General features: G+C 52.4%; 1 tRNA gene and 2 rRNA genes. All 3 read left to right on the forward strand.

Going from position 1 to position 3,794, the window contains the following annotated elements:
• Positions 1-280: 280 nt before the first annotated feature.
• Positions 281-3,101: ribosomal RNA gene (locus AC6CHM_RS25005) — 23S ribosomal RNA — on the forward strand.
• Positions 3,102-3,307: 206 nt separating this feature from the next.
• Positions 3,308-3,422, forward strand: a 5S ribosomal RNA gene (rrf, locus tag AC6CHM_RS25010).
• A gap of 280 nt (positions 3,423-3,702) precedes the next feature.
• Positions 3,703-3,779: transfer RNA gene (locus AC6CHM_RS25015), tRNA-Met, on the forward strand.
• Positions 3,780-3,794 lie beyond the last annotated feature (15 nt).

Below are 3,794 nucleotides of genomic sequence, written 5' to 3' on the forward strand. Positions count from 1 at the left end.
AGAAGATAAGTTCGGATTATTCCGGATGTTCAAGGATTTGCACCTTTGTGTGCTGATCTGCCGGCCTTATGGCCATGAACGCCGGGTAATGTCGTCAGGGGTGCTCATCAAAAGCCTCTGACTTATGATTGGCCGCTTAACCGCAGAGCCATCGAATTTATCTCAAGAAGCTGGTCTTTTTTGTCAAATCGATTGTTGCTGGGTGTTTTAGCAGCCTGTTGGTATCCCCCACAGGTGCAAGATGCTCGTTAAGGCAAGGATGGATATTGGCAATGAGAATGATCAAGTGTCTTAAGGGCATTTGGTGGATGCCTTGGCATGCACAGGCGATGAAGGACGTGATACGCTGCGATAAGCGTCGGGGAGGTGCGAATACCCTTTGATCCGACGATTTCCGAATGGGGAAACCCACCTTAGATATCTAGAAAATTTGAGTTGTTGGACGAATGTTCGAAGAACAATTCATTTTTCTAGATATCATAATAAGGTATCTAACTTTCGAATACATAGGGGTTAGAAGCGAACCCGGGGAACTGAAACATCTAAGTACCCGGAGGAAAGGACATCAAACGAGACTCCGTAAGTAGTGGCGAGCGAACGCGGACCAGGCCAGTGGCTTTTGTGAGACAAGTGGAACACCTTGGAAAGGGTGGCTAGAATGGGTGATAGCCCCGTACACGTAATGCGAACAAAAGTCCTTGAGTAGGGCGGGACACGTGAAATCCTGTCTGAACATGGGGAGACCACTCTCCAAGCCTAAGTACTCGTGCATGACCGATAGCGAACCAGTACCGTGAGGGAAAGGTGAAAAGCACCCCGACAAGGGGAGTGAAAGAGATCCTGAAACCGAATGCCTACAAACAGTTGGAGCCCAAGATTTGTTCTGGGTGACAGCGTACCTTTTGTATAATGGGTCAGCGACTTAGTCTGACGAGCAAGCTTAAACCGGTAGGTGTAGGCGCAGCGAAAGCGAGTCTGAACAGGGCGTTCAGTTCGTTGGATTAGACCCGAAACCAAGTGATCTAGCCATGAGCAGGTTGAAGGTAAGGTAACACTTACTGGAGGACCGAACCCGCATCTGTTGCAATAGATTGGGATGACTTGTGGCTAGGGGTGAAAGGCCAATCAAACTTGGAGATAGCTGGTTCTCCGCGAAATCTATTTAGGTAGAGCGTCGATCGAATACCTTCGGGGGTAGAGCACTGGATGGGCTAGGGGATCTCACCGATTTACCAAACCTAACCAAACTCCGAATACCGAAGAGTACTAATCGGCAGACACACGGCGGGTGCTAACGTCCGTCGTGAAGAGGGCAACAACCCTGACCACCATCTAAGGTCCCTAAGTTATGGCTAAGTGGGAAAGGATGTGAGGATCCCAAAACAACCAGGATGTTGGCTTAGAAGCAGCCATCATTTAAAGAAAGCGTAACAGCTCACTGGTCTAAATAAGGGTCTTTGCGCCGAAAATGTACCGGGGCTAAAGCCATACACCGAAGCTGTGGATTTGCTTAGCAATAAGCAAGTGGTAGCGGAGCGTTCTGTAAGCCGTTGAAGAGGGACCCGTGAGGGCCTTTGGAGGTATCAGAAGTGAGAATGCTGACATGAGTAACGATAAAGGGAGTGAGAGACTCCCTCGCCGAAAGTCCAAGGGTTCCTGCTTAAAGTTAATCTGAGCAGGGTTAGCCGGCCCCTAAGGCGAGGCCGAAAGGCGTAGTCGATGGGAACCACGTTAATATTCGTGGGCCTGCGGGTAGTGACGGATCGCGTATGTTGTTCCTCCTTATTGGATTGGAGGGGCTTCGGGGCGGTTCCAGGAAATAGCTCCCGCGTATAGACCGTACCCTAAACCGACACTGGTGGACTGGTAGAGAATACCAAGGCGCTTGAGAGAACTGCGTTGAAGGAACTCGGCAAATTGCACGCGTAACTTCGGAAGAAGCGTGACCCTTTTTTACGCAAGTAGAGGAGGGTGGCACAGACCAGGGGGTAGCGACTGTTTACCAAAAACACAGGGCTCTGCGAAGTCGCAAGACGACGTATAGGGTCTGACGCCTGCCCGGTGCTGGAAGGTTAAGAGGAGAGGTGCAAGCTTTGAATTGAAGCCCCAGTAAACGGCGGCCGTAACTATAACGGTCCTAAGGTAGCGAAATTCCTTGTCGGGTAAGTTCCGACCTGCACGAATGGCGTAACGACTTCCCCGCTGTCTCCAACGCAGACTCAGTGAAATTGAATTCCCCGTGAAGATGCGGGGTTCCTGCGGTTAGACGGAAAGACCCCGTGCACCTTTACTATAGCTTTACACTGGCATTCGTGTCGGCATGTGTAGGATAGGTGGTAGACTTTGAAGCGGGGGCGCCAGCCTTCGTGGAGTCATCCTTGAAATACCACCCTTACCTATATGGATGTCTAACCGCGGTCCGTTATCCGGATCCGGGACAGTGTATGGTGGGTAGTTTGACTGGGGCGGTCGCCTCCTAAAGAGTAACGGAGGCGCGCGATGGTGGGCTCAGACCGGTCGGAAATCGGTCGTCGAGTGCAATGGCATAAGCCCGCCTGACTGCGAGACTGACAAGTCGAGCAGAGACGAAAGTCGGTCATAGTGATCCGGTGGTCCCGCGTGGAAGGGCCATCGCTCAACGGATAAAAGGTACGCCGGGGATAACAGGCTGATGACCCCCAAGAGTCCATATCGACGGGGTTGTTTGGCACCTCGATGTCGACTCATCGCATCCTGGGGCTGGAGCAGGTCCCAAGGGTATGGCTGTTCGCCATTTAAAGCGGTACGTGAGTTGGGTTCAGAACGTCGTGAGACAGTTCGGTCCCTATCTGCCGTGGGTGTAGGAATATTGACAGGATCTGTCCCTAGTACGAGAGGACCGGGATGGACGTATCTCTGGTGGACCTGTTGTGGCGCCAGCCGCATAGCAGGGTAGCTATATACGGACGGGATAACCGCTGAAGGCATCTAAGCGGGAAACCCACCTGAAAACGAGTATTCCCTATCAGAGCCGTGGAAGACCACCACGTTGATAGGCCGGGTGTGGAAGTGCGGCAACGCATGAAGCTTACCGGTACTAATAGCTCGATTGGCTTGATCATTCTCATTACTTATATCCATCTGACAAAGTCAGATGAATTGGATTGTCTCACGCGCCCTATCGCACCTTTGGTGCGGGCGCTGCGACAGCGCGCCGGGCAACCGGCGACGGCCAAGTCGGCCTTGCGGGCAAATGCTCGCAAGATCGATCATTGCCAACAATCAAGACAAACAATTCCAGCTTCTTCATTTTGTTGCGCTTTGCTGACCTGGTGGTTACAGCGGGGTGGCTGCACCCGATCCCATTCCGAACTCGGCCGTGAAACGCCCCTGCGCCAATGGTACTTCGTCTCAAGACGCGGGAGAGTAGGTCGCTGCCAGGTCTGCTAAACGCAACAAAATGCTGCTCAAATCACACAACAATACATAACAGACCAATCAGGCCGCGCCAGAATACGTTCAGGACGCGGCCTTTTTGCTTTTGGCAAACATTCCGGGTAATCTGGACAATACCAAAAGCACAATGGCAATGGCAGCAATGCCCTCCTGCCACAAAAGGGTAGAGCAGCGCCCCGTCCGAAAGCCGAAAAAGCACCTTCGCTTTTGAGGCCGGACAAACGGAGAAGTCCGGGCTGCAAACGGCGTCAGCGCCGGTCTTGGTAACGCGGGGTGGAGCAGCCCGGTAGCTCGTCAGGCTCATAACCTGAAGGTCACAGGTTCAAATCCTGTCCCCGCAACCAATAACTCAACATCCC

The organism is Phyllobacterium sp. GQ127, assembly GCF_059758635.1.